The sequence below is a fragment of the Cupriavidus sp. 2TAF22 genome (genome assembly GCF_052115045.1).
Lineage (GTDB): Bacteria > Pseudomonadota > Gammaproteobacteria > Burkholderiales > Burkholderiaceae > Cupriavidus.
The window spans coordinates 34,229-57,836 of record NZ_JBFRFX010000043.1 but is presented as its reverse complement, the minus strand read 5'-3'; the positions used below and the strand labels follow the sequence as shown (position 1 = coordinate 57,836).

21 protein-coding genes and 1 pseudogene are annotated in these 23,608 nt (G+C 58.9%); 4 read left to right on the top strand and 18 right to left on the bottom strand.

Features of this window, described 5'->3' with window-relative positions; translation table 11 throughout:
- Nucleotides 1-76: 76 nt before the first annotated feature.
- The 16 genes and pseudogenes from AB4Z48_RS33710 to AB4Z48_RS33635 all read right to left on the bottom strand — a co-directional run bounded on the left by AB4Z48_RS33710 (nucleotide 77) and on the right by AB4Z48_RS33635 (nucleotide 16,245).
- Nucleotides 77-307, bottom strand: a complete 231-nt coding sequence (locus AB4Z48_RS33710) for a hypothetical protein (RefSeq protein ID WP_441622096.1) — start codon at nucleotides 305-307, stop codon at nucleotides 77-79.
- A 45-nt stretch (nucleotides 308-352) separates the two neighbouring features.
- Nucleotides 353-1,825: an NAD-dependent succinate-semialdehyde dehydrogenase gene (locus AB4Z48_RS33705; protein WP_441622095.1), complete on the bottom strand. Its 1,473-nt coding sequence runs from the start codon at nucleotides 1,823-1,825 to the stop codon at nucleotides 353-355.
- Between the two features lie 39 nt (nucleotides 1,826-1,864).
- Nucleotides 1,865-3,547 carry a thiamine pyrophosphate-binding protein gene (locus AB4Z48_RS33700; protein WP_441622093.1) on the bottom strand — a complete coding sequence of 561 codons (1,683 nt, stop codon included), beginning with the start codon at nucleotides 3,545-3,547 and terminating at the stop codon, nucleotides 1,865-1,867.
- Nucleotides 3,548-3,895: 348 nt separating this feature from the next.
- Nucleotides 3,896-4,828 carry a LysR family transcriptional regulator gene (locus AB4Z48_RS33695; RefSeq protein WP_441622091.1) on the bottom strand — a complete coding sequence of 311 codons (933 nt, stop codon included), beginning with the start codon at nucleotides 4,826-4,828 and terminating at the stop codon, nucleotides 3,896-3,898.
- Nucleotides 4,829-5,054: 226 nt separating this feature from the next.
- Nucleotides 5,055-6,038, bottom strand: a complete 984-nt coding sequence (locus AB4Z48_RS33690) for a Bug family tripartite tricarboxylate transporter substrate binding protein (RefSeq protein ID WP_441622090.1) — start codon at nucleotides 6,036-6,038, stop codon at nucleotides 5,055-5,057.
- A gap of 60 nt (nucleotides 6,039-6,098) precedes the next feature.
- Nucleotides 6,099-7,073, bottom strand: coding sequence for a thioredoxin-disulfide reductase (gene trxB, locus AB4Z48_RS33685; RefSeq protein WP_441622088.1), 975 nt, complete (start codon nucleotides 7,071-7,073; stop codon nucleotides 6,099-6,101).
- A 43-nt stretch (nucleotides 7,074-7,116) separates the two neighbouring features.
- Nucleotides 7,117-8,346 (bottom strand): CaiB/BaiF CoA transferase family protein, encoded by a 1,230-nt coding sequence (locus tag AB4Z48_RS33680; protein WP_441622086.1) that lies wholly within the window; start codon nucleotides 8,344-8,346, stop codon nucleotides 7,117-7,119.
- A 17-nt stretch (nucleotides 8,347-8,363) separates the two neighbouring features.
- Nucleotides 8,364-8,525: pseudogene (locus tag AB4Z48_RS33675) on the bottom strand (acyl-CoA dehydrogenase); the annotation flags it as partial.
- A 173-nt stretch (nucleotides 8,526-8,698) separates the two neighbouring features.
- Nucleotides 8,699-9,031, bottom strand: a complete 333-nt coding sequence (locus AB4Z48_RS33670) for a thioredoxin family protein (RefSeq protein ID WP_441622084.1) — start codon at nucleotides 9,029-9,031, stop codon at nucleotides 8,699-8,701.
- Between the two features lie 2 nt (nucleotides 9,032-9,033).
- On the bottom strand, nucleotides 9,034-9,615 hold the full coding sequence (locus AB4Z48_RS33665) for a UGSC family (seleno)protein (RefSeq protein ID WP_441622083.1): 582 nt from the start codon (nucleotides 9,613-9,615) through the stop codon (nucleotides 9,034-9,036).
- Between the two features lie 40 nt (nucleotides 9,616-9,655).
- Entirely contained in the window at nucleotides 9,656-10,771 is a 1,116-nt protein-coding gene (locus tag AB4Z48_RS33660; protein WP_441622081.1) for a hypothetical protein, read from the bottom strand.
- A gap of 720 nt (nucleotides 10,772-11,491) precedes the next feature.
- Nucleotides 11,492-11,797 (bottom strand): hypothetical protein, encoded by a 306-nt coding sequence (locus AB4Z48_RS33655; protein ID WP_441622079.1) that lies wholly within the window; start codon nucleotides 11,795-11,797, stop codon nucleotides 11,492-11,494.
- 59 nt (nucleotides 11,798-11,856) lie between these two features.
- Nucleotides 11,857-12,822, bottom strand: a complete 966-nt coding sequence (locus AB4Z48_RS33650; protein WP_441622077.1) for a tripartite tricarboxylate transporter substrate-binding protein — start codon at nucleotides 12,820-12,822, stop codon at nucleotides 11,857-11,859.
- 64 nt (nucleotides 12,823-12,886) lie between these two features.
- Complete coding sequence (gene gorA / locus AB4Z48_RS33645) at nucleotides 12,887-14,227, bottom strand: glutathione-disulfide reductase (protein ID WP_441622076.1); 1,341 nt, start codon at nucleotides 14,225-14,227, stop codon at nucleotides 12,887-12,889.
- A 17-nt stretch (nucleotides 14,228-14,244) separates the two neighbouring features.
- Nucleotides 14,245-15,531, bottom strand: a complete 1,287-nt coding sequence (locus AB4Z48_RS33640) for a CaiB/BaiF CoA transferase family protein (RefSeq protein ID WP_441622074.1) — start codon at nucleotides 15,529-15,531, stop codon at nucleotides 14,245-14,247.
- 12 nt (nucleotides 15,532-15,543) lie between these two features.
- Nucleotides 15,544-16,245, bottom strand: a complete 702-nt coding sequence (locus AB4Z48_RS33635; protein ID WP_441622072.1) for a glutathione S-transferase N-terminal domain-containing protein — start codon at nucleotides 16,243-16,245, stop codon at nucleotides 15,544-15,546.
- A gap of 134 nt (nucleotides 16,246-16,379) precedes the next feature.
- Between AB4Z48_RS33635 and AB4Z48_RS33630 the strand changes: the two genes are divergently transcribed.
- Both AB4Z48_RS33630 and AB4Z48_RS33625 read left to right on the top strand, forming a co-directional pair.
- Entirely contained in the window at nucleotides 16,380-17,330 is a 951-nt protein-coding gene (locus AB4Z48_RS33630) for a LysR substrate-binding domain-containing protein (protein WP_441622070.1), read from the top strand.
- Nucleotides 17,331-17,430: 100 nt separating this feature from the next.
- Entirely contained in the window at nucleotides 17,431-18,666 is a 1,236-nt protein-coding gene (locus AB4Z48_RS33625; RefSeq protein ID WP_441622068.1) for a CaiB/BaiF CoA transferase family protein, read from the top strand.
- 335 nt (nucleotides 18,667-19,001) lie between these two features.
- Here AB4Z48_RS33625 and AB4Z48_RS33620 read toward each other — a convergent pair whose 3' ends face one another.
- The gene (locus AB4Z48_RS33620) at nucleotides 19,002-19,601 is read right to left on the bottom strand and encodes a 2-hydroxychromene-2-carboxylate isomerase (protein ID WP_441622066.1); all 600 of its coding nucleotides are present in this window, start codon (nucleotides 19,599-19,601) and stop codon (nucleotides 19,002-19,004) included.
- Nucleotides 19,602-20,297: 696 nt separating this feature from the next.
- Complete coding sequence (locus AB4Z48_RS33615) at nucleotides 20,298-21,275, bottom strand: LysR family transcriptional regulator (RefSeq protein ID WP_441622064.1); 978 nt, start codon at nucleotides 21,273-21,275, stop codon at nucleotides 20,298-20,300.
- A 113-nt stretch (nucleotides 21,276-21,388) separates the two neighbouring features.
- Between AB4Z48_RS33615 and AB4Z48_RS33610 the strand changes: the two genes are divergently transcribed.
- Together AB4Z48_RS33610 and AB4Z48_RS33605 are read left to right on the top strand one after the other, a co-directional pair.
- Nucleotides 21,389-22,363: a Bug family tripartite tricarboxylate transporter substrate binding protein gene (locus AB4Z48_RS33610; protein WP_441622100.1), complete on the top strand. Its 975-nt coding sequence runs from the start codon at nucleotides 21,389-21,391 to the stop codon at nucleotides 22,361-22,363.
- A 16-nt stretch (nucleotides 22,364-22,379) separates the two neighbouring features.
- Nucleotides 22,380-23,588 carry a CaiB/BaiF CoA transferase family protein gene (locus AB4Z48_RS33605; protein WP_441622062.1) on the top strand — a complete coding sequence of 403 codons (1,209 nt, stop codon included), beginning with the start codon at nucleotides 22,380-22,382 and terminating at the stop codon, nucleotides 23,586-23,588.
- The last annotated feature ends 20 nt before the right edge of the window (nucleotides 23,589-23,608 follow it).

Here is a 23,608-nt window from a genome sequence, read left to right as displayed (position 1 = left end):
GCCTTTCGCAACCATAGTGGGCGTTGGGAGCCGTTGCCAGGCGCAGGCTCGCTCGACGAGATGGCCCAGGTGGTCGTCACGCTCCTGGAGCCGTACCTACAGCCTGATAATTATTAAATCTATTTACGGGATGTTGTACTAGCACGGTAATAGTTGCCCAGTCACCGTGCGGCAGTTTCAAACCTGTTGTCAGGCCAATCGACGCCAGAACCGCCAGCCCGACGCGCAACGCGTGGAATGATTTCGCCTGGCGCAAGTGGCCGAAGGGGTCAAGAATCCGCCCGATATGGCGACGCAATGTATCCAACGCCATCTCCAAACCAAGTGTGACCGAACGCCGGTTTCCGCTCTTTTACACCTCGCTCTCCAAACCTGCCATGCACAAATACTTGAGCTCGGTGTAGTCATCCAGACCATATTTGGAGCCCTCCCTGCCGTATCCCGACTGCTTGATTCCGCCGAAGGGTACGGTTGCGGATGAGATCAGACCTGCATTGATTCCAACCATGCCGCACTCGAGGGCCTCGCTGACTCGCCAGGCCCGGGCCAGCGAGCGGGTAAAGACATATCCCGCTAATCCATACTCGGTGCTATTCGCAATCTCGATGGCTTCTTCCTCGTCACGGAATGTATAGAGGGCTGCCAACGGTCCAAAGATCTCATCTGTCGCGACTCGGGCACCAGGGCGTACCCGGCTCAGTACGGTCGGGGAGAAGCAAAGCTCCCCGATCGGATCGGGCGATCCCCCACAGAGCAAATTTGCTCCGCCAGCCACTGCGTCGTCGACAAGAACTTGCATACGCTCGTGCGCGTTGTAGTCAATGAGCGGGCCCTGGTCAACGCCCGTCGCCATGCCGTCCCCTACGCGCAACTTCTTGACTTCCGCAGCCAGCCGCTCTGCGAACGCGTCATGAATCGACTCCTGGACGAGAATGCGATTGGTGCAGACACATGTTTGCCCGGCATTTCGAAACTTTGACTGCATCAGCCCTTCCAATGCCTTCTCGAGGTCAGCGTCTTCGAACACGATGAATGGCGCATTGCCGCCAAGCTCCAGTGACAGTTTCTTGAGACTCGGAGCACATTGTGCAGCCAGCACGCGCCCCACCTCTGTGGAACCGGTGAGTGTCAGCTTGCGAACGTCAGGGCTTGAGGTCAGGACCGCGCCGATTTCGCGGGAAGAGCCGGTGATAACTTGCAGGATGCCGGCCGGAAGACCGGCCTCCTCCGCGAGGTAGGCTAGCGCAAGCGCGGAAAGAGGCGTCTGCTCAGCGGGCTTGACGATGATGGAGCAGCCAGCGGCGAGCGCGGGGGCCACCTTTCGGGTCACCATCCCAGACGGGAAATTCCACGGAGTAATTGCCGCACACAGGCCTACGGGCTGCCGAATGACCAGTTGACGAGTGTAGGGATCGTTCGAGGGAATGATGTCGCCGTAGCCACGGCGCGCCTCCTCGGAGAACCACTCGATGTAGGAGGCAGCGTAGGATATCTCGGCCCGCGCCTCCTGCAGCGGCTTGCCCTGCTCCAGCGTCAACAGGGTCGCAAGGTCTTCCAGATTCGCCTGGACGAGATCGAACCATCGACGCAGGACCGTCGCGCGCTCCCCGGCGGTGCTCTTGGCCCATCGCTTCGCCGCCGCAGCTCCGCATGCGATTGCCTGATCCGCTTCCCTCGCCCCTAACCTTGGCACCTTTGCTACGACATTGCCACCAAATGGATTCTTTACATCAATCCATTGGGTCCCTTCCACCCATTCGCCCCCTACCAGACACTGGGAACGCAGTAGTTCGGGATTCTTCAGGTTTACGGTCGTCTCATTCATACGGTTTCTCTCCTTTGCCTTGGGTTCTGCACAATGCCGTCAGCCCTGACCGACGGCTTGCTTGCCAGCGTCGACGATGACTTCCAGCAACCTCGGCTGCCGGGATTCGATGGCGGCACGCAGGGAACTTGCGAGCTGAGAAGGATCTGCAATCCGTTCGGCGTGGACACCCATACCGCGTGCCATCTCAACGAAGTTCAGTGCCGGATTGACCAAATCCATGCCGAGGAAGTCGTCGCAGTTACGCATTGCTACCAGGCGTTCCTTGATGATTCGATAGGATTTGTTGTTGACGATGACGTACGTGATCGGGAGCTTCTCGTGCGCCGCCGTCCATAGCGCCTGGATGGCGTACATCGCGCTTCCGTCCCCAACCAAAGCGACCACGGGTGTATTCCGCCTGGCAAGGGCGGCTCCGACTGCTCCACCCATGGCAAAGCCCAACCCGCCGCTGGCCAGCCCAAAGAAGTCGCGAGGTGCCGTTACCTCGAGAAAATTGGACAACAGGGGCGAGGTTGTTGGCGCCTCCTCAATCACGATGGTGCCAGCCGGTATTGCGTCCGCGAGCGTCATGGCCAGAACACGAGGATCGATCGGCTCCGACGCTTGCATAGTGGATGCATGCCGGCGAAGCTCTTCTCGCCGAACCGTCCAGTTCGAATCACGCAACCGACCGAGTCGAGCACGGGCCTCATCCCGGTCGTCCGCGCTTTGCGTCGAAGCGATTCGTGGCAGGAGTTCAGTGAGCGTTTCCTTGACCCCCGCTCGTACCGCGAGGTGCGTGGGGTAGTTTTTGCCAAGCTCCCAGTCGCGCTCCGAGATGTGAATGACCCGCAGTTCATCCGGCATCGGGTCGGTTTCACTAAATGCCGACATTCTCAACAGATCACCGCCGAGGACAATCAATAGGTCATGCCTGCCAAGCAACTCCCGCACTTTCGCCTGATTGCGCGACAGGTCGCCCATGAACGATGCGTGCTTAGACGGATACCGCGTGTTGTAAGGAATAGGTTCATGGTAGACCGCAGCACCGATCCGCTCCGCGAGCTCTTGAGCCTCCGTGAACGCGTCCTGCTCTGCAAGCTCTCGTCCGGCAACGATGACTGGCGCTTTGCTGGCGAGGATCGCATCGACAAGTGCGTCACGCGTGCGGCTTGACGGGCCACCCATTGCGTCGACTCGTGTGCTGAAACCCAGCTCCAGTTCTGCTTCGTCATCGAGAATGCTACCCGGCAGACTGAGGAAAACCGGGCCGAAGGGCGGGGTCATGGCAATCTTCGCTGCGCGGCGAACGACTCGAGGCAGATCCTCTACCCGTTGGATCTCATATGCCCATTTGACCAGAGGCTCTGCGAGCGGTACCAAAGGTTCATACAGCATTGGCTCCAGCAAGCCGTAGCCCAGCTCATACTGCCCTGCCGTGACAATCATCGGAGAGCCCGAAAATTTCGCGTTGTACAGTGCGCCCATCGCGTGGCCAAGGCCAGGAGTGCAGTGCAGATTGACCGCAGTCAGTCGACCAGTTGCCCTCGCGAATCCATCTGCCATGGATAAGACGACAGACTCCTGCAGCCCCAGGACATACTGGATCCCCGTCGCTTCTGGCATAGCCTCCATCAGCGCCAGTTCGGTGGTCCCCGGATTGCCGAACACATGCGTGACACCTTCATCTTGCAGGAGCTTCAAGAACGCGGCGCGGCCGCTGAGACGCTGTTTGGTCATAGGTTATCAGGCGCGATCTCCCGATCGCACCAAGAAGTAGTTGAGTACGGAAACTGTTGGGCTGCGCATCGCAGCCCCTGCCGTCATCGCCCAAAGAGACGAAAGCGATGAGGAAAAAAAGCGAGAACCTGGCGGTTCTGGTTCTAGCCCACTGCCGCGCCTCGCCAGAAGATTGGAGGCAGGGACTGGAGCGATCGTGCGGGCGTCGTCTGCGCCCTGGCTGGTGCGAGGTGTCGCGGTTGCATCCTGTCTCCCAGAAAGCTGTGTCTTGAGAGCAAGAATAGAGGCAACCTGCAATTCTTTACAAGTTCAATCTATTTCCAATTTCGATTGCATTTTTCGCATAAATCACGCGCCTCGCCGCGCCGGAGGACGGGCCTTCCAATGTTCCTTGAGTTCCGCAAGGAAGCCTTCGGCGCTCGGCGTGAGGCCGCGATCCTTCAAGACGATGACCCCAATATGACGCGTCAGTACTGGCTGCGCGAGCGGCTTCAGTACCAGACCCGGGCCAAGTGCTGCGGGAATCGCCCCACCCGGAACAATGGCCAGGCCGACACCAGCGTGGACAAACTGCATTACCGTGGCAAACTGGGTCACCGTCACGGCGTGCTGCAGGTTCAGCCCCGCAGCCGCCGCGGCCCCGTCCAACATCCGGCGGGTCTGGGCTTCCTTCGGCAAGGAGACCATGGCATAGTTGGCGACCTCGACAAGCGTCAACGTCTTCCGTCCGGCAAGCGGATGATTCGCCGGCATGACGACGTGAAAGCCTTCCCGGCCCAGCGCGATCGCGGAAAATTCCGCGGGAACATCGTCAACATACGTCAAGCCGAGATCGGCGACGCCACTGCGGATATTGTCCAGGACAGTGCCGTGCACGCCTTCGCGCACCTGGATTTCAATACGTGGCCGGGATTCCCGGTAACGTGCCACAACGATGGGCAAGTGAGTCGAGGCCACCGACATCACCGCGGAGATGATGACCTGCCCGCGCTGCTCGTCAGCGATTTCCCGCATTCCTTCAAAGGAAATCCGGAGGTCGGCGAGAATGCGGTTTGCCAGCGCGACGAACTCCAGCCCCGCAGCGGTGATCTCCACCTTGCGAGTGGAGCGTCGGAAGAGCTCGACACCTATCGCTGCTTCAACGCGCTGCAGCGTACGTGTCAACGCCGGCTGCGACAGGTCCAATGCTATCGAGGCAGCAAGAAGGCTTCCTTCGTCTGCAATGGCGCAGACCGCCTGTAATTCGCGGGAGCTCAGATCGGGGACAAGATTCTTGTTCATGGCAGCGGACGATTGGTGTTCCAAGGGCACGGCAATTATGCCGCACGGCAAGCGGCGGCGGTCTGTCCCTGCCGACCAAGTTCATGCTTACCACAGGAGCCCTCACGCAGCCTTAGGTGCGTTGCATCGCCCGGTCGAATCCGCAGCGTTGATCCTGCTTCAAGGCGCGCGCCGCCGGTCTTGCGACCGGAACGGCGTTGTCAAGTGGCCCGGATCTACCGACCGATCAGGCCAATCGAATACCTGCTGCCTTGATGATCTTCGCGTACCTATCCGCCTCTTGGGCGCAGAAAGCCGCGAAGCGCTCAGGCGACTCTCCAAGCGGGTCTGCCGAGAGATCCGCAAGACGCGCCTTGACATCCTGGTTTGCGAGGGCCTTCGCCGCGGCGGACTGGAGGATCCCTACGGTTTCTGGCGGCATCCTGGCGGGGCCCCACAGACCGTACCAGGTCGTCATCGTCATCTCCGGAAAGCCACTTTCCACGAGCGTCGGCACATTCGGCAGGCTCTTCGCGCGGCGGGTCCCAGTCACCGCCAGCGCGCGAAGCTTTCCGGCTTTGACCAAAGGCAGCGAGGCTGGCATGGAGTCGAACATGAAGGTCACCTGCCCCCCGATCAGATCCGTCAGTGCCGGAGCGCTGCCCTTGTAGGGGACGTGGACCGCCGAGATGCCTGTGGTCATTCTGAAGAGTTCCCCCGCCAGATGACCCGGCACGCCGTTGCTTGCCGAGGCAAAGCTGCAGCCGGTGGGTTGCGATTTAACGTACCTGATCAGGTCGTTGACGTTGTGCACCGGCAGGTCTGCGGCAACAAGCAGTTGCAGCGGCGTGGAAGCAAGGCTTGTGATCGGGGTAAAGTCCTTGAGCGGGTCGTGCGGAAGCTTGGAGTACAAGAACGGATTGATGACCTGTGCCGAAACGTTGATCAACAAGGTCTGACCGTTAGGGGCTGCCTTGGCTACCATATCCGCGCCAATGGTTCCGCTCGCCCCTCCCCGGTTGTCGACGACCAGCGATTGCTTCAGGATTTCCGACATCGGCTGCGTCACCAGTCTGCCGACCACATCGGTAGGGCCACCGGCCGGGAACGGGATGACTACGCGAATCGGTCCTGATGGATATGCGGCCGCCGACGATAGGGCCGGCAGCGCGGCGAGCTGGGCAGAGCCGACTGTAGCTACGCCCGCCTTCAAGAACTGGCGCCTATTCATGTTTGTCTCCTGTATGTCTTTTCGATTAAGCGGGAGGATGTCTCCCAGCTGAGCAACCACTTACCCGGCTGTTGGAACGTACTCCTGGAGGAAACGCTGCGCATCGAGGGCCGCCATGCAACCGCTACCCGCCGACGTAATGGCCTGGCGGTAGATGGAGTCCTGAACGTCGCCAGCGGCGAACACGCCCGGAATGCTCGTCATGGTGGACATTCCTTCCCTGCCCGCGCGGGTGACGATGTAGCCCTCGCGCATCTCGAGCTGGCCCTTGAAAATGTCCGTGTTCGGCTTGTGGCCGATAGCGATGAAGCAGCCAGTCACCAGCAGTTGAACCTCGCTGCCACTCTTGACTTCGCGCAGTCGGACCGCGCTCACGCCCGACTCGTCCCCCGTGACTTCGGCGAGCTCGTGCCACAGATGAAGGTGGATCTTGCCGGCCGCGACCTTCTCCATCAGGTGGGATACGAGAATGGGCTCCGCCCTGAAGCTGTCGCGACGATGAATCAAATGCACGGTTGCGGCGATGTTCGACAGATACAGCGCTTCCTCCACCGCGGTATTGCCGCCACCGACCACACAGACATCCTGGTTTCGGTAGAAAAAACCGTCGCAGGTTGCGCAACCGCTTACCCCGCGGCCACGATAGACTTCCTCTGAGGGGAGACCGAGGTACTTGGCCGACGCTCCTGTGGCAACGATCAGCGCATCACACGTCGTCGTGCCGGCTTCTCCGCGCAGCGTGAAGGGACGCTTGCTCAGATCCACCTCCTCAATGTGGTCGAAAATTGTCTTTGCATCGAAACGCTCCGCGTGAAGACGGAATCGCTCCATGAGATCGGGGCCCATTACGCCGGCAACATCCGCGGGCCAGTTGTCGACGTCAGTCGTCGTCATGAGCTGGCCGCCTTGCGCGGCACCGGTGACGAGCACCGGTGACAGGTTCGCCCTAGCAGCGTAGAGCGCTGCGGTATAGCCCGCCGGACCCGAACCGAGAATCAGAACGCGGGCGTGGGAATTCGCTTCTTTGGTACTCATGGCAACTCTTCACAAGGTACGGAAACAGATGTCGGATCTGGCATCAGATCCGGATGATTTTTTCCTGAGCGAGACGCTGGATCTGCGCATCGTCGATCTTCAGCAACTCCTTGAGCACTGCAGCGGTGCTGGAACCGAGATTTGGGGGTGCACTCCGATATTCGACCGGTGTGGCAGACAAGCGAATCGGACTTGCAACGACCGACACCTGGGATCCATCTGCGTTGTCGAGGGCAACCGTCATCCCGCGATGAATGACATGCGGGTCAGCAAAGACGTCCTGGAGCGTGTTGATGGGCCCGCACGGCACCCCACTAGCTTCCAGCCTCTCGAGCCAATGCTGTGACTCACGAGTGTCGATGACCGCTTGGATCAGGGGTATCAGGACCGCGCGATTGGCAATCCGTGCACTGTTCGAAGCAAAGCGCGGGTCCTGGGTCCACAGGGGCTGCCCAAGTACCTCACAGAGCCTGGCGAACTGGCCTTCGTTACCTACGGTGATGATGATGTGGCCGTCGGCGGTACTGAAATCCTGGTAGGGAACGATATTTGGATGTCCGTTTCCCAGGCGCGGCGGTTGGGCCCCGCTTGCCAGAAAGTTCATGGCCTGATTCGCCAGGCAGGCAACCTGGACATCCAGCAGGGCCGCGTCAACATACTGGCCACGCCCCGAGGTTTCGCGGTGTGCGAGGGCTGCGAGAATGCCAATCGTGGCGTAGAGACCGGTCATGATGTCAGTCAGCGCCACGCCCACTTTAAGCGGCCCTTCGCCAGGCTCGCCATCGGGCCGACCTGTGATGCTCATCAAGCCACCCATGCCCTGCACCAGAAAGTCGTAGCCTGGACGGTGCGAATACGGACCGGTTTGCCCAAATCCAGTGATCGAGCAGTAGACAATTCTTGGATTGATCTCGCGGAGCGATTCATAGTCGAGGCCGTACTGCTTCAGGCCACCGACCTTGAAGTTCTCAACTACCACATCGCAGTGCTCGGCCAATGCCTGCACCATTGCCTGGCCTCGGGGATGGCTCAAATCAACGGCGACAGACTGTTTGTTCCGGTTTGCGCCAGCGAAGTATGCTGACTGGCGCTCGTTGTTGCTCCACTCCGGAGAGCTCACCCATGGTGGCCCCCAAGAGCGCGTGTCATCACCGGTGTCCGGCCTTTCGACCTTGATGACTTCCGCGCCAAGATCGGCGAGAATCTGGCTCGCCCAGGGTCCCGCAAGTACGCGTGAAAGATCCAACACACGCAGATGAGACAGTGCTCCCATGGCTCCGTAGCCTCCAATCAGAATGCGGTAAGACTGGTCATCGCCCGACCCAGGATCAGGGCATGGATGTCGTAGGCGCCCTCGCAGGTATTGACGACCTCAAGGTTCAACATGTGGCGCGCGATGCAGAACTCGTCGCTGATGCGATTGCCGCCAAACATGTTGCGAGCCGTCCGGGCCCATCTCCCCGAAGAACCGGGTCCGCTTCCTCGGTGCGAAAGGCCATCTGGATGCGCAGCGCAAGGCGACCGCGCGCGTAGTCGCGCGCGGCGTCAGTAACCGCGCGCTCTTCTCCCGTTAGCTGAGCCTCCAGCAGCAAGGGATCTTCCCAACTGAAGTGCGCGCTCATGGCTCAAAAGACCTGCTGGCCGGCAAGCCAAGTGACCAGTTGCGTGCGGGACGCGGCACCGGTACGCGTGGCCTTGAGCGCACCGTCCTGGAAGAGCAGAAGGGTCGGCACACCGCGGACACCGAAGCGGGCAGCAACGTCTGGATTTGCCACCACATCGACCTTCTCCACGATCATGCGCCCGTCCATCGCTCCAGCGACGTCGTCGAGCACTGGGGCAAGGGCCGCACACGGCTTGCAATCCGGGCTATAGCAATCCACGAGAACAGGCGAATCGCTTTGCGCAAGCAATGCTTCGATGTCCTGCATGCCGGAACTTTGGACGGTTTCGTTCATGATTAGTGAAGCTCGACTTTGGTTTTCAGCGGTTCCTTGGTGCCGAGCCACACTTGCTGCGCTTGCTCCTTGATCTGCGCGACGCGGTGCGCGACTTCTTCCTGCGTGATGGAGCTGACCGGGTGGGAGACCACTACCGGCTCCAGCGACTTCATGCCGACCGCCTGGCGGGTTAGTTCTGTCTCACGGACGAACTCGGTCGTGATGATCGCCGCGCTCGGAACACCGAGCTTTTCCAGCGCGATCGAGTCGCGAATGCATGCCGAGCAGCACGAGCCGCAATCGCCGATCGCAGTCAGCACCACATCGTTCTCGGCAGCGATCTGCGCAATCAGTTCCGGCGTGGCGTCCTTCGAGAAGCTGTGCTTGACGTAGTAGTTCACCGCGGCGAAATCGATGTCCTCGCCGAGCGCTGCCGCAGCGCCTCGCAGCAGCTTGTTGGCGTTCCACTTCGAGTTGTCCAGGATGCCCAGACGCAGCTTCTTCAACGACTTCTTACGCTCGGACACGGGGGCATCGTCGAAACGCAGCGCACCGCGCGGGTCGAACACTTCGACGGTAGATTCTTCACTCTTCATCAACATGGAAATCTCCTAGTTTTCTTGCGGCGGTCGCGTGTGGGGATCAGAGTGCGCAGGCACCGCCGACACATTCGGCGCCGTTGTCGCCGGCACCACTGCCTTCAACGGCTCGCAGAACAGGCGTGCTCATGTGGCCCCAGCCAGGGATCAGCACGGAGAACCGTCCGGCTTCACCACCCATCACGAACAAATGAATGTTGTCGGGGCTGTGGATGATCGGGATGCGCGTTTCGTCTTTGCGCTTGTAGTATTTCGGCAGATTGCGGTTGTAGACCTTGCCGTAGCGATGACCATAGGCCAGGTCGACAAACCGGTTGCCGTGGTTGTGGAACAGGTAGTTCCGGACATCGGCGCGCGACCAGCCGTACTTGCCGATGGTCTGAGCGTGCTCGAGCCCAAGGACCACCGCAATATGCCCGCCGAGCACTGCACTGTTGGAGGCGATCGTGCTCATCGCCGAACACATGGTGTCCAGAATGCCCTCCGGATCATTGGAGATATGGTTGGTTACACTGTGCGGCGCCTCGGCGGCCATCACGAACACCGTCGAATCTTCCGGCTTGTAGCCGTGTTCCACGTGATACGGTGCGAGGGGGCTTTGAGCTTCGTTCTCGGCGACGCAGTAGGTGTACTTGCCAGGATGGCCCAGCGTGCTCTTGTCCAGATCGCCGGGCCAGCCACCGCCAACGTTGAGCATGATGAGACGGATTGCGCGACCGATGGTCGCATTTGCACGATTTCCGGAGCCAAATGCATTGCAGCCGCCGTTCATGCCGATCTCACGTGCAATCGGACCGTTGACGATCAGCAGCGGAGACGCGACATGGGTAGTCGCTTGCACGCCGTTAAGGTTGAAGGCTTGATCAATCAGCGCCTTCACCGCTGCCAGCACCACCGGCGTGTACTCGGGCTTGCAGCCGGCCATTACCATGTTGATGGCCAGCACTTCGCGCGTCAGCTCGCCCCAGCGCGGCGCAATGCGAGCTTCGACAAATTTTGGATCGCCGCCAAGGCGCGCGACGATCTCATCAATCTTCTCCTGCGTCGGTGGAACGACCGGCAGTCCGTCGCTGAAACCGCGCTCGTAATAGTATTCGACCAGGTCCACGCCAGCCGGCATGCGGCTCACAACCGCCCCTTCTTGCTCTACAGCGCTCATTGCTCTGACTCCTATCAAACATCGTTGTGTCGGTAGGGGAAGCATAGGGGCGAGCCGTCATTCATTACAAGAATAAACTATTTCTAATTATGATTGCGTTATTTGCATATATTGTCCACTGCACATGGCAGATGTGATGCGTAAGCCGAGAGCACTCCCGCATTGGGGAAAATGGCGCCTTACGCACTGGAACTGACGCAAGCCTTTTGGCGAAGATGTGCACGGATCCGCAGCACATCTCTAATTTTCGAATTGAAACCGCATGAGGGGTCGACGGACAATGCGGGCAAGATAACCTGGACACAACGCCAACCGCCGCGCGAAATTGCGTGGCAATTCTGATATGCGGGAATCTGAACGGATCGGGGAATGATCCGAGGCGACTCACCGGCGCCGCACTCGGCGTGCTGACCAGGGAGTCTGTGTCGATAGGCTTACGATCCGGAGATCGAGCGCCGGCCGCCAATCGAGGCCCCGGAAGAAGGGCCGTAGTGTTCAACTGTTTGGCACACGCGGTTTGTACGCTCTGCTCTGCTCGGCGCGCAGTGCATTTGTGATAGATAATTTTCCTCACTTCGCAACATGGCGCAACGGCCATTGCCTTCTTCGGCACAGGTCTCCCCGAGCCTCACGCGAGTTCCGCTAAGCTCACATGTGCCACGATCCAAAGCACTATGGCGGGCCGGCATCATTACCGCAGCGATGATCTAAGGAACAGCGTTAATCAGCATCATGACCATTCTTGCGGTAGTCATTCAGAGCAGCCGCTACAGCATCCAGAATTTCTTCGGACGCGTCCCACGTCAATTGTTCCTTGCCTGGCGGAATCCAAGTGGACTCAACCTCCATGAGCGTCCCACGACATTCCCTTGCCGCCCGCAAGTCCCATGCATACTCCGCGACGGCAGCACCAATTGCCCTGTCCCGCGCGTCTTGCTTGAAGAGCATCCGAGCGGCGGCCTCCATTGCAATACGTCGTACTACGCTGGCCCACGTCCACTGCGTACTGACTTCGACGTCACTCATATCTCGTCTCCTCAATTCCTGAAGCCGCCGTCCGCTTTCGCCGCATCGCGCGCTTACGGCTAGTCAATGAACGCATTTGCTTGGATGATGACCGGCGTCCACCTCGCGATCTCATTTCGCAATTTCGACGCTAGAGCCTCTGGTGTGGCTCGATCAACTGAGACCGGTATTGCGCCGAGCTTCTGCATACCTTCGCGAAACGCCGGATCTGTCACAGCCTCCTGCAATGCCTTGACCAGCTTCGCTACCACCGGTTTTGGTGTGCCTTTTGGCGCGTAGACTCCGTGCCACACTGTCACCTCGAACTCGCCCAGGCCCTGCTCTCGCAGCGTCGGAAGCTCTGGCAGTGCCGCGAGTCGCGATGCCGTAGTGCTGCCGTATGCCTTCACACGTCCGGTGTTGATCGGCTGCAACGTTGTTGTGACCTGATCGCAGAGGAGATCGACCTGACCACCTTGGATGTCAACCATTGCCGGAGCCGCCCCTTTGTAGGGAATGCTGGTCATGGCGGCGTGAAGCTGACTCATCAGCATCAGCCCGCAAAGGTGAGACGCCGTACCAATCCCCGCATTGGCGAGATTGATCTTCCGTTGATTCTTAGCGATATAGGATCGCAATTCGCCGAAACCTGAAGGAGCGAGATCGGGACGCGCAATAAGCGTCATCGGAACGTCGGCGACGAGACCGATGTACTCGAAGTTTTTGGTCGGGTCGAAGCGGAGCTTCTTCGACAACGATGGCAACGTGGCCATCCCGATGTTGTGAATCAGAAGCGTGTATCCATTCGGCTCGGCTCGCACAACAGCTTCCGAACCAACAATGCCGCCAGTGCTTGCGCGGTTCTCGACAATCACAGATTGTCCGAGAGAGCGCCCCATCGCAGCACTTAAATGTCGCGCCACCACGTCGGTGGKGCCCCCTGGTGAAAACGGTACAACCAATGTTAGCGGCCGGGCAGGAAATGATTCTCCAAACGAAGAACTGCATGCCACCCATCCTATGGCGAGTGCGGCGAGGTATTTCATGATCTGTCTCCTAATATTAGATATTTTTTGTATTGACTATTTTTTCTGCCACCCCGTGACGTCTTTAGTCACGATTTCGCATGGTGACGAACTCCTCAGCAACGCTGGGATGAAGCGCGACGGTCTGATCAAATTCGCGCTTGGTGATGCCATTCTGAAGCGATATAGCTCCCATTTGAATGATTTCTGCGGCATCACGGCCGAGCATATGTATGCCGAGTACCCGGTCACTGCTCCCGTCGACGACCAGTTTCATCATCACGCGCTCAGAACTTCTAGCGAGAGCCGCACGCATCGGCCGGAAATTGGTGAGGTAGACCATGATGTCGGGAAACGCAGTGCGCGCTTGCCGCTCGCTCATTCCCACACAAGCGATCTCCGGCGTGGAAAATACGGCCGTGGGCGTCAGCCCGAAGTCCGGTGGGCAGGACAGGGTCGAACCGAACAGAGACTCGGCGAGCCACTGGCCCTGCCGTATTGCGACCGGCGTTAGGTTCAACTGCCCAATCGCATCCCCAATGGCATATACGTTGTCTAGTGACGTTGCGTATCGGTCATCCACTGCAATGGCACCGCCCGGTTTTTTCACAAGCACGCCTGCTGCGCCAGCGGTATTGGGCACGCGGCCAGTTGCGTTCAGCACAACATCGCAATCGAGGATTTCGCCAGCATGATCCGTCAGGCGGTAGCCTTCGGGAAACGCGCAGATAGACCGAACCGAGCGGTTCAATCGAATTCGGATGCCTTGCTCACGGTACGCGTCAATAACACCCGCCTGCAGATCTTCGTCGAATCCTCGGAGCACGGTCGCACCTCGGTGAAGCACCTCGACATCGGCACCCAGCCCCTTAAAGATCCCCGCAAACTCAAACGCGATGTAGCCACCACCAATAATGGCGACGCGTGCCGGCAGTTCTGGGAGTGCGAAGACGTCATCTGATGTGATGCAATGTTCCGCACCGGGGAAGTCCAAATGCGCCGGCGCCGCTCCCGTTGCAACTATGATGTGCGTAGCCAGCACCGTCCTGCCTGAAGCAAGCCGTACTCGTCCACTGTCCACAATCGACGCGCTTTCATCGAAGATCGTGACCTGGCTGCTATCTAAGCCCTTCCTGTACAGGTTCTCGAGGCGGGTTACCTCATCGGCAATGCCGTTTACGAGAGCCGCCCAGTTGTGTCCCTGACTCTCGATGTTCCACCCAAATCCAATGGCGTCTCTGGCTTCTGACCGATATCGACTGGCCGTAACCATGAGCTTCTTCGGCACGCATCCGCGGATCACACAGGTGCCGCCTACGCGCGACTTTTCTGCAATCGCGACCCGGGCTCCCAGGGCTGCCGCCGTACGTGCTGCCCTGACGCCACCAGAACCGGCGCCGATAACAAACAAATCGAAGGTTTCCATGCTGTCATCCGCCGGGGTTATCTCGCAATCTCCGCCTCTGCCATTGGCGCACTCAATGGATCAAGTAGTTTGTCTCGCACAAGCACTCCTTCGGCATACAAGGCACTAATTTCATCCTCTCCAAGTCCCGCAAAGTCCTTCAGAATTTGTTCGTTGTGCTCCCCTAGCAAGTCGGCCTTCAGTGAGGCGGGATACTCCCATGCGGAAAACCGCGCCGGAGGGCCGGGAATCTGGAAATCTCCAACGTACGGGTCACGCACCGTTCGAACCACACCGCGCTCCTGCAAGTGAGGATGGCTCATGGCTTCCCGAAGACTTAGAACCGGCGCGCACGGAATCCGCTCGCGCTCCAAGGCATCTATTGCAGCGTCTCTGGAAGGGAACATACTAAGCCACGATTCCAGAATCTCTTTGAGCTGCTCGTTGTTGTCACGGCGGAGCGCAGCGCTGGAAAATAGCGGATCAGTCAATAGATCCGGACGTCCTAAGGCGGATACGAACTGTTCCCACTGGTGCGGGAGCGTGGCCAACGTCAGGTACGTGCCATCACCACAGCGAAAGATGCCCGTCGGGCCTCCATCGGGGTGTTGTGAACCGGTTCGCGTGGGCTCGTAGCCTTTCCTAAGGCTGACGCGAGGAATGGCTACTTCATGCATATTGAAGTACGTATCGAGCAGCGATGTCTCAATGTATTGCCCCTCCCCTGTCCGCTCGCGATGCAGCAACGCAAAGCCGACGGCCATGGCGGCGGCAACACCGGTAGATGCATCCCCGATGGCCATCGTGATCAGCGCGGGACTTCCCTCGGCCTCGCCAATGAGGTCCGTGATACCTGCATATGCCTGCGCGACATAGTCGTATCCCGGCTTATTCGCCAGGACACCCTTTTGTCCTGCAAGAGAGATGGAGCACATCACGAGGTCAGGATTGATCTTCTTTAATACCTCGTATCCAAGCCCGAAACGGTCCATAACGCCCGGGGAGAAATTCTCGACGAGAACATCAAACTCCGTGATCATCCTAAGAATCAGCTCTCGCGCCTTGGCACTCTTGAGATTCAGTGCAAGGCTCTTCTTTGAATGATTGTGCTGAACGAAATAGGTACTTTGGGAACAGCGCTTGTGCTCCGGTTGCTGACTACGCAACCCACCAATACGGGTTCTGTCGCCGAAGGGGGCAAGTTCAAGCTTGACAACCTCTGCGCCCATTTCGGCGAGGATGCGGGTACAGGTCGGTCCAGCGACGATCTGGGTAATGTCCAGCACACGAAATCCGGTGAGCATTGGAGTATTGGTATGTGGCACGGTAGCTTTCTCCTATCTCGAGTTGAACTGATTCTTGCCGAACAAGTTGTCCCACCGATCACCGCTTGGCTTTGCACCGGTCTTGTCGACCTTCTCAGCCAGCACGGCGACCCCACGCTGAACGGCCGGACGCTGACGCACTGCTTGGTACCAACGTTCGAGATTGGGATAATCCGCAATATCCTGGCCCTGCCATTTGTGTGCGCGCAGCCAGGGATAGGTCGCCATATCGGCAATCGAGTAGTCGCCCGCGAGGTATTCGGACTCGGCGAGTCGACGGTCAATGACGGTATAGAGACGACGTGCCTCGTTTGTGTAGCGATCGATGGCGTAGTCGATCTTCTCAGGTGCATACTTTCGGAAGTGATGTGCCTGGCCGAGCATGGGCCCGACGCCGCCCATCTGGAACATCAGCCACTGCAGGACCTCGTATCGCTTCCGGGTGTCCTGTGGCATAAACTGATAGCCACTCTTTTCGGCCAAGTACATCATGATGGCACCCGACTCGAACATCGCAATGGCCTGCCCGTCAGGACCTTCATGATCGACAATGGCGGGAATCTTGTTGTTTGGGCTGACCTCGAGAAACTCTGGTGCAAACTGCTGACCTTTGCCAATGTGCACCGGTATGACGCTGTAGGGCATCGCCAGTTCTTCAAGGAGGATGGAGACCTTGTAGCCGTTCGGCGTGCTCCAGAAGTAAAGATCGATCATCTCGATAAGGTGGTTCGTTACTGATGGAGCCATCTTAGAAATGTCACGATCGTCGCGCCAATACTGTGTCCCGCTTGGGGCATGTCAAAAACTTATGGCAGTCCCACGATGGGCGCCACGCTATACAATCTGCTATGGAATTCCGACAACTAAAGTACTTCGTACGAATCGTCGAGCTCGGTAGCGTGTCACGCGCGGCTGCCGATCTTTACACCGCCCAGCCGGCGCTCAGCCAGCAAATCGCCAAGCTCGAAGACGAACTGAGAGTGAGGTTGCTGGCCAGGAGCGCTCGCGGCGTGGTCGCAACTGAGGCGGGAGAGGTGTTCTATCGCCACGCCCGGGCGATGCTGCGCCAGGCCGATCTCATGAAAAGTGACGTTCAGCACGCGGGCGAGCACCCGCAAGGGAAGGTATCTGTCGGCCTACCGACCAGTGCCGCAACCATCCTCGCGCCCAGACTCCTCGCTGCATCAGCCGTGCAGTATCCCGATATTCAGTTACAGATCACCGAGAGCCTGAGCGGGCACCTACAAGAACTGGTAGTAAACGGCCGGATCGAGATGAGCCTCTTGTTCGAACGCGTGGACGGTTCGGGGGCGGTATGTGAAACAAGACTTGGCGCTCACCTTGAGGTTACCCCGCTTCTCATCGAGCGCCTGCTTTTGCTTTCCTGCCAGCTGCCTGGCAGTACGCCGCCTGAGGAGGTCACCATCGCCGAAGCGGCAAAGCGACCGCTAATACTCCCTGGTCGGTCCAACATCACGCGTCAAATCATTGACGAAGCGTTCGAAGCAGCGGGGGAAAAGCCCGTTGTTTTGGCGGAGCTGGACTCACTTGCCACCATCCGCGCTGTCGTGGCAAGTGGCGTAGGGTCGACTATTTTGTCGCCTTCGATCCCCGGAGGCACCCAGGGATTGACAATTCAGCGAATCACCGACGCGGCGTTGCATCGGCGACTTTCGTTATGCACGTTCGACATCATGCCGTTAAGTTCGGCGGCTCGCCGGATCATGGAACTAATTCGGGAGACTGCGCTGAAGCTGGTGGCCGAAGGCGAATGGCCCGGCGCCTCGAAAATTGAATAGCCATACGGAATCGCAATACCGCTACCACAAAGTCCTATTGGCCGGGTACCCCGTTGCATGCCTAGACTTCCCATGCATCTAAACAGGCAAACGGTATCCCATGACTAAACGGATTCTCGAAGGCATCAAAGTACTTGACCTCACCAGGTTCTTTTCCGGCCCTCAATGCACGCTCTTCCTCGCCGGGTTGGGAGCGGAAGTCATAAAGATCGACGATCCGGAGATCGGAGATCCAACCGCGTTTTCTCCGCCCTTCGCCGGCCCTCAAGGAGTTTCATTCGAACGGCGCTCAGAGCTTGACATGGGCATCGCGTACCTCAAGCGGGCTCGATCAAAGAAGTCTACGACCCTGAACCTGAAGAATGCCGAGGGCAGGGAGTTGTTCATGCGCATGGTCAGGAACGCTGATGTCGTGGTCGAAAATTTCAGCGCGGGAGTCGCGGATCGACTTGGCATCGGCTATGAAGTGCTCCGCGAGGTCAATCCAGGCGTCGTCTATTGCTCTCTGACCGGATATGGGTCTACTGGACCCGCAAAGCATCTCAAGGCTTATGATCTGATGGTCCAAGCGGCCGTTGGCCTAATGAGCATTACGGGACAACCGGACGCCGGGCCAACGAAAACAGGGTCTCCGCTTTCGGACGCGATCGCGGGCCTTTTCGCGGCATTCGGAGTTGTGGCGGCATTGAACTACCGCCAGCAAACCGGTGCAGGACAGTCTGTGGATGTTTCCATGGCCGACTGCCTGCTGTCCTTGATCCTGGACGAGCCGCTCGATTGCTATCGCGAGCTGGGCCTTTCGTTTCAGCAGGGTAACCGAATCATGCGATTCTCTCCCTTCAATGCGTACAAGAGTGCGGATGGTTGGGTGACTCTTGGCACTGCCACCAACGATGATTGGAGCACACTGCTGGACCTAATGGGACGCGCTGACCTCAAGGAAGACTCCAACTTCATGTCCGTGGGATGGCGCCTGTCGAACAACGCGACGGTCGATGAGATCGTATCGGCATGGACTTCGTCGCTCCCCACTGCGGAGATTGAAATGCAAATGCACTCTGCAAAGATACCATGCAGCCCCGTAAGGACGATCGACGACGTGCTCGCGTGGGAACAAATCGTCGCACGGAACATGGCCGTGTCACTGTGGAATCCGCTCGCTGAGGCAACCATGGATGTCAAGGCTGCATCGTTTCCCTTGCGATTTGGTCACGCGGAGGTTGGCTATGACGCCCCGGCCCCGGTTCCTGGCGCACACACCGAAGAGATTTTGCGCAATATGGCTGGGGTAGATGCAGCTGAGTTTCTACGGCTCCGAGAGCGCCGGATCGTTTGAGTTCCCCTATGGGCAGGGTCTTTCGACACTGCCCAATTCAAGCATACCTCAAGAAGGCGTATTGCATCCTGCAATCGCGCTTGATCGAAAAAGCGCTTGTGCGGGTGCAAGTTCTCTTTGGAAAAGGGATTTGAGGCAATGCGAGGTCAGTCTTGGTCCGGCGTCGAGATTGCGAACGGAGTGACGTCGATTTGACGAGCCCGTCTGCCGAAGCAAGGTGGGAATCCGGGTAGGTCGATGAGCGACCGCGCACCGTTGGATAGGTCCATAATTCTGATGGACTGGCGTGGCCAGCGCAGGCACGGCGTCGCTGGCCAACCCGTCGCGGATCTCGCCTACGCTACCCGCGCAAGCTCCTCCTCCATAAAATCGAGGCGGTCCTTTCCCCAAAACATCTCGTCACCCACGAACATCATCGGCACGCCAAAGACTCCCCGCTCAACGGCTGAGTCCGTGCTTTGAGCAAGTTCGGCGCCGATCTCCTCGCTTCCGGCGACCTCTTCGAACCATGCGAAGTCTACGCCAAGAGACTCGACAATCAGTCGCAACCCGGCATACTCGACGATGCTGGCGTCACCGCGTTCCCAGTACGCCTCCATGACCTGCTCGACAAACGCCAACTCCAAGCCCTTTCGTCGCATTGCGAGAGATCCACGGAGAACCCTGCTGGACTTGATGGGAAATTGCCGGGGGATCTGGAACGAAATATTGTACTTCTCGGCCCAGCGCATCAGATCTCGCTTGCGATAACGAAGCTTTGCCTTCGACTCTTTCATGAGTTCGTAGTCATTGTTCCGGAATACGTACCCCAGATTGTAGGGATGCAGGACGAGCTCGGCGTTGTGGCGCTCGAGGATCGGCTTGAACAGCTTGATCGCAAAATAGGTGTTGGTGCTACCTACATCCCAGTAGAGGTCAACCCGCTTCTTGTCCATTTCGACTCCTGTTGAATGAGACTGTGTTCAGTCTATGGATAGGACCGCAGTCTGACTAATATGGAATGGCGATTCGGGTATATCGAAAAACTATCGGGCACTTGGCGCCGAGTCGGTACAGAGTCGGCGCACCGAATCTCGATCAGAACACGTGATATTCGTGCATAGCAGAGAGTACCGGTACACAAAGTTTGTTGGCGGCTGAAGGCCAAGGCGAAGCTATGGTCAGAGAAGCCTTCGACGCGCGCTGGTGTCGTGCCAGCGCCTCACGCGGGCTAGCGATTGGTTCTTGGCTTGCGCGTAGCGAGGGCTAGTTGAACGAAAGACCTCACTGCAGGTGATATCTCGCGACGCCGGTGCGGCAACTCCAACTGAATCGGAAAGTGAAAGTCCGCGATACGCTAGTACACGATTCCGGGCTGGGAAAAGCTCTGCATCGCGATTCCGGCACGATCGCGACGCCATAACCGGCCGATGCCAGACTGATTGCTGAAATGAAGTCTTGCACTCGATATTCAAGATTCGGAGTAAAACGCCCTGCTGCGCCAAGGGCCGTCAATGCATAGCCGAAGCCGAGCGACCACCGCATATGGCAATCTTGCCGAGCAGGCTGGGCGCCACCACCGCAGCCCATCAAGCTTCATTCTGGCGCAAGGTACTGAACCTGGGCGGGAGAACTTCCTGAACCTCTCAGTACTAACTCCCAGCGCTATCCCCGCGCGCGTTAAAGCAATGGACTGGCCACTGTCCGCCGTCTACCAACCGCCCAGTTATTGCGAGAAGACGCTGCCATACCGTCGTCACGGCCAACGACGCGGGTAGCGTCGCGGCCCGGCAAAGGTAGACCTGTCGCGTGAACCCCTCTTCAGCGACTCGCGCACAGGATACGATGCCACCTCGCCACTCTTCCTGTACAGACGCGTGAGACAGGATTGTGAAGCCCGCCCCCGCAGCAGCAAGGGCTATGAGCTCCGGAATCGCATTCACTTCCGCAATGACCTGAAGTTCGGTGTCTTGGGATGCGCTGAACCGATCGATGAGGCTGCGTAGACCATGCAGTCCGGCGGGAAGAATCAATGGGTAGTCACCCAATCGCGAGAACGGCACGCTGAGAGCAGCGTTGATTCCGTTTCGACCGTGCGCCGAGAGCTCGCCGGGCGGCCCGACAAGCAATAGGCGTTCTTCGAGCACCCGATCTGCGCGCAGCCCGGGCTCGGGCGTACCGCCGAAGGTCATGCCAATATCCAGATGCCCGGTCAGCAGCCCTTGCGGGATGTATCCGGTGCTCTGTTCGATGATTTGCAGGTCAATCCCCGGCCATTCCGCGCAGACTTCCTTCACGAGTGGCACGGTCAGTAGCTTTGCCAACGACTGCGGTAACCCGACGGCTACCCGCCCCTGCGGTTGCTTGATCGCTGTCCGAATGTCTTCGTACGCCACTTCCACGCGCCGAAGGATATCGGTCGCATGTGCGAGCAACATCTCGCCTGCGGCCGTGGCCACGACCCCGCGCGGCGTTCGCTCAAGCAAGGCCGCTCCGAACTCCTCCTCCAAGTTCTTCATCTGGAGGCTTAGCGCAGGTTGCGCGATGTGCAGGCGCTCGGCAGCGCGAGAAATGGAACCCGCTGCGCAGACTGTGACAAATCCCCGCAGGGTACGAAGTTCGAGAGCCATGAAGTGCCTCGGCGAATTGGCCATATCGAAATCTTATATCGGATATCCGAAACTTGTCTTGGACTTATATCCGGCAGGTCGTCATGCTACGGGCAAAACCATAGGACACGATGATGAATCCGACACGACGCACATTGCTGCTGGGGGCAGTCGCCTCCGTAATGGCAAGCCCCCTCTTCGCCGCTGATTGGCCGACCAAGCCCGTCCGGATCGTTGTGCCGTTTGCTGCTGGCGGGCCCACCGACTTCATTGCCCGCCTATTGGCGACGGCCCTGTCAAAAGAATTGGGCCAGCCAGTCGTCATCGACAATCGCCCTGGTGCCAGCGGCAACATTGGCGCCCAGCATGTGCTCGATAGCGGCAATGACGGCTACACCCTGCTGCACAACACCGTAGCGATGCAAGCTGTGAACCCGCTGATGTACCCGCATGCGCGCTTCCTGCCAGGACGAGATTTCGTGCCCATCGCGACGACAGGCTCGATGCCGAACGTCTTAGTGATCCATCCCGACAAACTCAAGGTAAAGACGCTTGCCGATCTGGTCCAATTCGGGAAGGCGAAGCCCGACGCTCTGACCTACGCAACCTTTGGCGCTGGATCATCACCGCACATTTATGRCTCTCTGCTGCAGAAAAAGGCTGACTTCAAAGCGGTAGCGGTGCCGTACAAAGGTAGCTCCCCGGCTCTCACGGACGTGATGGCCGGCCAGGTCGACTTTGTGTTCGACTCATTCACTACGTGCATCGGCCAGATCCAGGGCGGCAAGCTGAAGCCACTTGCCATTACCTCTTCGCAGCGCTCTCCGATGCTGCCGGACGTGCCGACGCTCAAGGAGGCGGGATATCCAGGCGCGGACCTGAAGTTCTGGTTCTCCCTGCAAGCCCCCGCGCAGACGCCTAAGGCGGTCGTAGACCGCCTGCGAGCGGCTGCGGCAAAGGCAGTCAACGACCCCGATTACGTTGCAGCGCTACGCAATCGCGGCGCCGAACCGATGCCGACACGTCCCGACCAGCTCGTCAGCTTCGTCCGAACAGACGCCGAGCGTTGGACGAACATCGCGCGCGGTCTTGGCATCCAGCCGGAATAAAAAGGAAACTCAAACCATGCAACCATTGAAAGGCATTCGGGTTCTGGACCTGAGCAAGGTCCTGGCCGGCCCCCTATGCGGCCAATACCTCGGTGAGCTGGGCGCAGATGYCATCAAAGTCGAGCCGCCGGGTTCGGGCGACGACACGCGCGGCTGGCTTCCTCAGGATGCGGGCCAGTCTGCCGTATTCCTGGCCGTCAATCACAACAAGCGCAGCATCGCGCTAGATCTCAAAACCGAAGCCGGCCAACGCGTCGTGCAAGAACTGGCGGCCAACGTTGACGTGGTATTGCAGGGATTCGGTGGCGGTACCGCCAAGAAACTCGGCGTGGACTACGACACGTTGAGCGCCGTGAATCCCCGGTTGATCTACTGCGAGATATCCGGCTACGGGCGCGATGGCCCCCTGGGTAACGAGCCCGGCTATGACGTGATGTTGCAAGCATTCAGTGGGATGATCAGCACCATGGGGGAGCCCGGCGGGAAGTTTGCACGGGCGAGCTTCTCGCCCGTTGACATCGGCACAGGCATGCACGCCCTCAGTGGCATCCTGGCTGCCCTGCTCGAACGACACACAACCGGAAAAGGGACCTATCTGGAAGTGGCGCTTATGGAGACCGCCCTCGGCTTCATGGGATATATGGCGCAGAACTACTGGCGTAGCGGAAAAGCACCACAACGGATGGGCACAGCACATCCGTCGATGTCACCGTACCAGGCATTCGATGCAGCCGATGCGCCGCTGATGCTCGGAGTTGGCAATGACTCGCAATGGAAGCGCTTCTGTTCTGTGGCGGGTCTCGAGGACTGGGTAGACCATCCGGACTTTGCTACCAATGCCGCTCGGGTACGGAACTTCTCCCGAACGGTCGATCTAGTGCAGTCGCGCCTCTCGACTCAGCCGCTCGCTTACTGGATGGAAGCGCTCCGGCAAATAGGCGTGCCTTGCTCGCAGATCCAGACTTTGGACCAGGCTCTGGCGCACCCTCAGGTACAGGCCCGACAATTGATCGTCGAGACGGAGCATCCCGTCCTGGGCACCGTCGCGAATGTTGGCCTGCCCGTGCGCTTCCGCCGAGAAGCACGCCATGCAAGCCGTCCAGCCCCGCTGCTCGGCGAACACACTGACGAAATCTTGCACGAGGCTGGTTTTACGCCTGAGCAGATTGAAGGTATGCACCGCGCCGGCACGGTAACCTCCGCTGCGGCGATCGCAGCCGCCTAGACCCCAAACCAGTATTGAGT

Excerpts from the sequence above, each read along its gene's own strand:
- AB4Z48_RS33695 (WP_441622091.1), bottom strand. The coding sequence starts at position 4,828 with ATGAACAAGAATCTTGTCCCCGATCTGAGCTCCCGCGAATTACAGGCG.
- gorA (WP_441622076.1), bottom strand. The coding sequence starts at position 14,227 with ATGGAAACCTTCGATTTGTTTGTTATCGGCGCCGGTTCTGGTGGCGTC.
- AB4Z48_RS33620 (WP_441622066.1), bottom strand. The coding sequence starts at position 19,601 with ATGGACAAGAAGCGGGTTGACCTCTACTGGGATGTAGGTAGCACCAAC.
- AB4Z48_RS33635 (WP_441622072.1), bottom strand. The coding sequence starts at position 16,245 with ATGATCGATCTTTACTTCTGGAGCACGCCGAACGGCTACAAGGTCTCC.
- trxB (WP_441622088.1), bottom strand. The coding sequence starts at position 7,073 with ATGAGTACCAAAGAAGCGAATTCCCACGCCCGCGTTCTGATTCTCGGT.
- AB4Z48_RS33665 (WP_441622083.1), bottom strand. The coding sequence starts at position 9,615 with ATGTTGATGAAGAGTGAAGAATCTACCGTCGAAGTGTTCGACCCGCGC.
- AB4Z48_RS33670 (WP_441622084.1), bottom strand. The coding sequence starts at position 9,031 with ATGAACGAAACCGTCCAAAGTTCCGGCATGCAGGACATCGAAGCATTG.
- AB4Z48_RS33625 (WP_441622068.1), top strand. The coding sequence starts at position 17,431 with ATGACTAAACGGATTCTCGAAGGCATCAAAGTACTTGACCTCACCAGG.
- AB4Z48_RS33660 (WP_441622081.1), bottom strand. The coding sequence starts at position 10,771 with ATGAGCGCTGTAGAGCAAGAAGGGGCGGTTGTGAGCCGCATGCCGGCT.
- AB4Z48_RS33700 (WP_441622093.1), bottom strand. The coding sequence starts at position 3,547 with ATGACCAAACAGCGTCTCAGCGGCCGCGCCGCGTTCTTGAAGCTCCTG.
- AB4Z48_RS33630 (WP_441622070.1), top strand. The coding sequence starts at position 16,380 with ATGGAATTCCGACAACTAAAGTACTTCGTACGAATCGTCGAGCTCGGT.
- AB4Z48_RS33615 (WP_441622064.1), bottom strand. The coding sequence starts at position 21,275 with ATGGCTCTCGAACTTCGTACCCTGCGGGGATTTGTCACAGTCTGCGCA.
- AB4Z48_RS33655 (WP_441622079.1), bottom strand. The coding sequence starts at position 11,797 with ATGAGTGACGTCGAAGTCAGTACGCAGTGGACGTGGGCCAGCGTAGTA.
- AB4Z48_RS33690 (WP_441622090.1), bottom strand. The coding sequence starts at position 6,038 with ATGAATAGGCGCCAGTTCTTGAAGGCGGGCGTAGCTACAGTCGGCTCT.
- AB4Z48_RS33680 (WP_441622086.1), bottom strand. The coding sequence starts at position 8,346 with ATGGGAGCACTGTCTCATCTGCGTGTGTTGGATCTTTCACGCGTACTT.
- AB4Z48_RS33705 (WP_441622095.1), bottom strand. The coding sequence starts at position 1,825 with ATGAATGAGACGACCGTAAACCTGAAGAATCCCGAACTACTGCGTTCC.